Source organism: Phenylobacterium koreense, assembly GCF_040545335.1.
Classification (GTDB): Bacteria; Pseudomonadota; Alphaproteobacteria; order Caulobacterales; family Caulobacteraceae; genus Phenylobacterium; species Phenylobacterium koreense.
Map to the genome: position 1 here is coordinate 1 of NZ_JBEPLU010000006.1, position 3,454 is coordinate 3,454.

At 55.3% G+C, this 3,454-nt stretch carries 2 tRNA genes and 2 rRNA genes; all 4 read right to left on the reverse strand.

The window, feature by feature from the left end:
• Positions 1-17: 17 nt before the first annotated feature.
• A 5S ribosomal RNA gene (rrf, locus tag ABID41_RS19320) occupies positions 18-132 on the reverse strand.
• A 72-nt stretch (positions 133-204) separates the two neighbouring features.
• Positions 205-2,990 (reverse strand): 23S ribosomal RNA (locus ABID41_RS19325).
• A gap of 216 nt (positions 2,991-3,206) precedes the next feature.
• Positions 3,207-3,282 (reverse strand) — tRNA-Ala (locus ABID41_RS19330).
• A 67-nt stretch (positions 3,283-3,349) separates the two neighbouring features.
• Positions 3,350-3,426: transfer RNA gene (locus tag ABID41_RS19335), tRNA-Ile, on the reverse strand.
• Between the last annotated feature and the right edge of the window lie 28 nt (positions 3,427-3,454).

A 3,454-nucleotide genomic window follows, 5' to 3' on the forward strand; every position in this document is an offset into this window, starting at 1 on the left:
TTGCATCCGTTTGGTAGACCTGGCGGCGACCTACTCTCCCGCGTCTTAAGACGAAGTACCATCGGCCCAGAGAGGCTTAACGACCGAGTTCGGAATGGGATCGGGTGGGGACCTCTCGGCATAGCCACCAGGTCAACGAAACGGATGCGTTGAACGAGAAGACATCAGAGCGCCAAAGCGCGTTGTTCATGAGTTTGACTAAGAACGATCAAGCCGATCGAGCGATTAGTACCAGTAAGCTGCATGCGTCGCCGCACTTCCACACCTGGCCTATCAACGTAGTGGTCTACTACGGCTCTCGGCGAAGCCTTGTTTTGAGGTTAGTTTCCCGCTTAGATGCTTTCAGCGGTTATCTATTCCACACTTAGCTACCCTGCTGCACAGCTGGCGCCATGACAGGTCCACCAGAGGTGTGTCCATCCCGGTCCTCTCGTACTAGGGACAGATCCTCTCAAGCTTCGTACACCCACGGCAGATAGGGACCAAACTGTCTCACGACGTTCTGAACCCAGCTCACGTACCACTTTAATCGGCGAACAGCCGAACCCTTGGGACCTGCTCCAGCCCCAGGATGTGATGAGCCGACATCGAGGTGCCAAACTTTGCCGTCGCTGTGGACGCTTGGGCAAAATCAGCCTGTTATCCCTAGAGTACCTTTTATTCGTTGAGCGATGGCCCTTCCACGCAGAACCACCGGATCACTATGGCCGACTTTCGTCTCTGCTCGACTTGTCAGTCTCGCAGTCAGGCGGGCTTATGCCATTGCACTCGACGAGCGATTTCCGACCGCTCTGAGCCCACCATCGCGCGCCTCCGTTACACTTTGGGAGGCGACCGCCCCAGTCAAACTGCCCGCCACGCCATGTCCCGGACCCGGATAACGGGCCGCGGTTAGACGTCAGCGACAACAAGGGTGGTATTTCAAGGATGGCTCCGCCGGAACTGGCGCCCCGGTTTCATAGCCTCCCACCTATCCTACACATGTTGCCGCTAACGCCAAGGCGAAGCTGCAGTAAAGGTTCATAGGGTCTTTCCGTCTGACCGCGGGAACCCCGCATCTTCACGGGGAATTCAATTTCGCTGAGCCTATGCTGGAGACAGTGGGGAAGTCGTTACGCCATTCGTGCAGGTCGGAACTTACCCGACAAGGAATTTCGCTACCTTAGGACCGTTATAGTTACGGCCGCCGTTTACCGGGGCTTCAATTCGGAGCTTGCACCCCTCCTTTTAACCTTCCGGCACCGGGCAGGCGTCAGACCCTATACGTCGCCTTGCGGCTTCGCAGAGCCCTGTGTTTTTGATAAACAGTCGCTACCCCCTGGCCTGTGCCACTCTCAACTGGTTGCCCAGAAGAGAGTCACGCTTATCCCGAAGTTACGCGTGCAATTTGCCGAGTTCCTTCAGCATAGTTCTCTCAAGCGCCTTGGTATACTCTACCTGTCCACCTGTGTCGGTTTCGGGTACGGTCTCCGTTGGGGTTATTTCCAGGAACTCCTTCACTGCCAGGACAATCCAATAAGCCCTGACAATTTACGGAATTCGTCACCTCCAACTGGCCCAGGAATATTCACCTGGTTCCCATCGACTACGCCTTTCGGCCTCGCCTTAGGGGCCGGCTAACCCTGCGCAGATTAGCTTTACGCAGGAACCCTTGGACTTTCGGCGAGAGTGTCTCTCACACTCTTTGTCGCTACTCATGTCAGCATTCTCACTTCCGATACCTCCAGCCAGCCTCACGACTGACCTTCACAGGCTTACGGAACGCTCCGCTACCGCTCGCTTACGCGAACCCATACCTTCGGCGACTGGCTTGAGCCCCGTTACATTTTCCGCGCAGGATCGCTTGACCAGTGAGCTGTTACGCTTTCTTTAAATGATGGCTGCTTCTAAGCCAACATCCTGGTTGTCAAAGCAATCCCACATCGTTTCCCACTTAGCCAGTACTTGGGGGCCTTAGATGATGGTTAGGGTTGTTTCCCTTTTCACGACGGACGTTAGCACCCGCCGTGTGTCTGCCGGATAGTTCTCTTGGGTATTCGGAGTTTGGTTAGAATTGGTAGATCTCGCGACCCCCGCATCCATCCAGTGCTCTACCCCCCAAGGAATTCGTCCGACGCTCTACCTAAATAGATTTCGCGGAGAACCAGCTATGTCCAGGTTTGATTGGCCTTTCACCCCTATCCACAAGTCATCCCAGAATTTTTCAACATTCACGGGTTCGGTCCTCCAGCTGGTGTTACCCAGCCTTCAACCTGCTCATGGATAGATCACCTGGTTTCGGGTCGTCATGCGACGTACTTATTCGCCCTATTCAGACTCGCTTTCGCTGCGCCTACACCTATCGGCTTAAGCTTGCACGGCACATGAAGTCGCTGACCCATTATACAAAAGGTACGCCGTCACCACGCGAGGTGGCTCCGACTGCTTGTAGGCTTCCGATTTCAGGTTCTATTTCACTCCCCTCGTCGGGGTGCTTTTCACCTTTCCCTCACGGTACTTGTTCACTATCGGTCGTCGAGGAGTACTTAGGCTTGGAGGGTGGTCCCCCCATGTTCAGACAGGATTTCACGTGTCCCGCCCTACTCGAGTCCGTCGCTAATTGACGCCTACGGGGCTATCACCCGCTATGGCCGACCTTTCCAGATCGTTCGGCTTTATGTCACGACGGCGCTGGCCTGGTCCCGGTTCGCTCGCCACTACTACGGGAGTCTCGGTTGATGTCCTTTCCTCCGGGTACTGAGATGTTTCAGTTCCCCGGGTTCGCTCAATGAACCCTATGTATTCAGGTCATTGTACCTTTAAACAACCAACGAACCTCATCTCCGGTAAAACCGAAGATCACATTCGCAGGCTGTAAAGGTGGGTTTCCCCATTCAGAAATGTCCGGATCAAAGGGTGCTCGCGCCTCCCCGGACCTTATCGCAGCGTGCCACGTCTTTCATCGCCTCTCGACGCCAAGGCATCCGTCAGAAGCCCTTATGCGCTTGATCGTTCTCAGCAAAACTCATGCGTGGGGACGGTTTGTCTTCCAGCCGTACGAAAGGCCGGAAAAACGCCCACACATGCGCTTTGTGCTTTGATGTCTTCTCAGGAAAGTCCTGCAAGCTTCAGGGGAAGCCGGACAAACCCTTCAATTCACAATGTCATTCGCCAACCTGGCCAGGCCAGGTCGGAAACCATGTCCCTTACGATCGCTTACCGCTTCTTGGTGGAGCCAGACGGGATCGAACCGACGACCTCATGCTTGCAAAGCACGCGCTCTACCAACTGAGCTATGGCCCCTCTTGAAGCCAGCCCCGCTGGGAACTCGTCGTCTCGTCCTGTCGCCCAAGGATCACACGGCAAAGTGTGGTGGGCCCAGGCAGACTCGAACTGCCGACCTCACGCTTATCAGGCGTGTGCTCTAACCACCTGAGCTACAGGCCCTTGAAGCGGCACACCTGAACCAATCTCA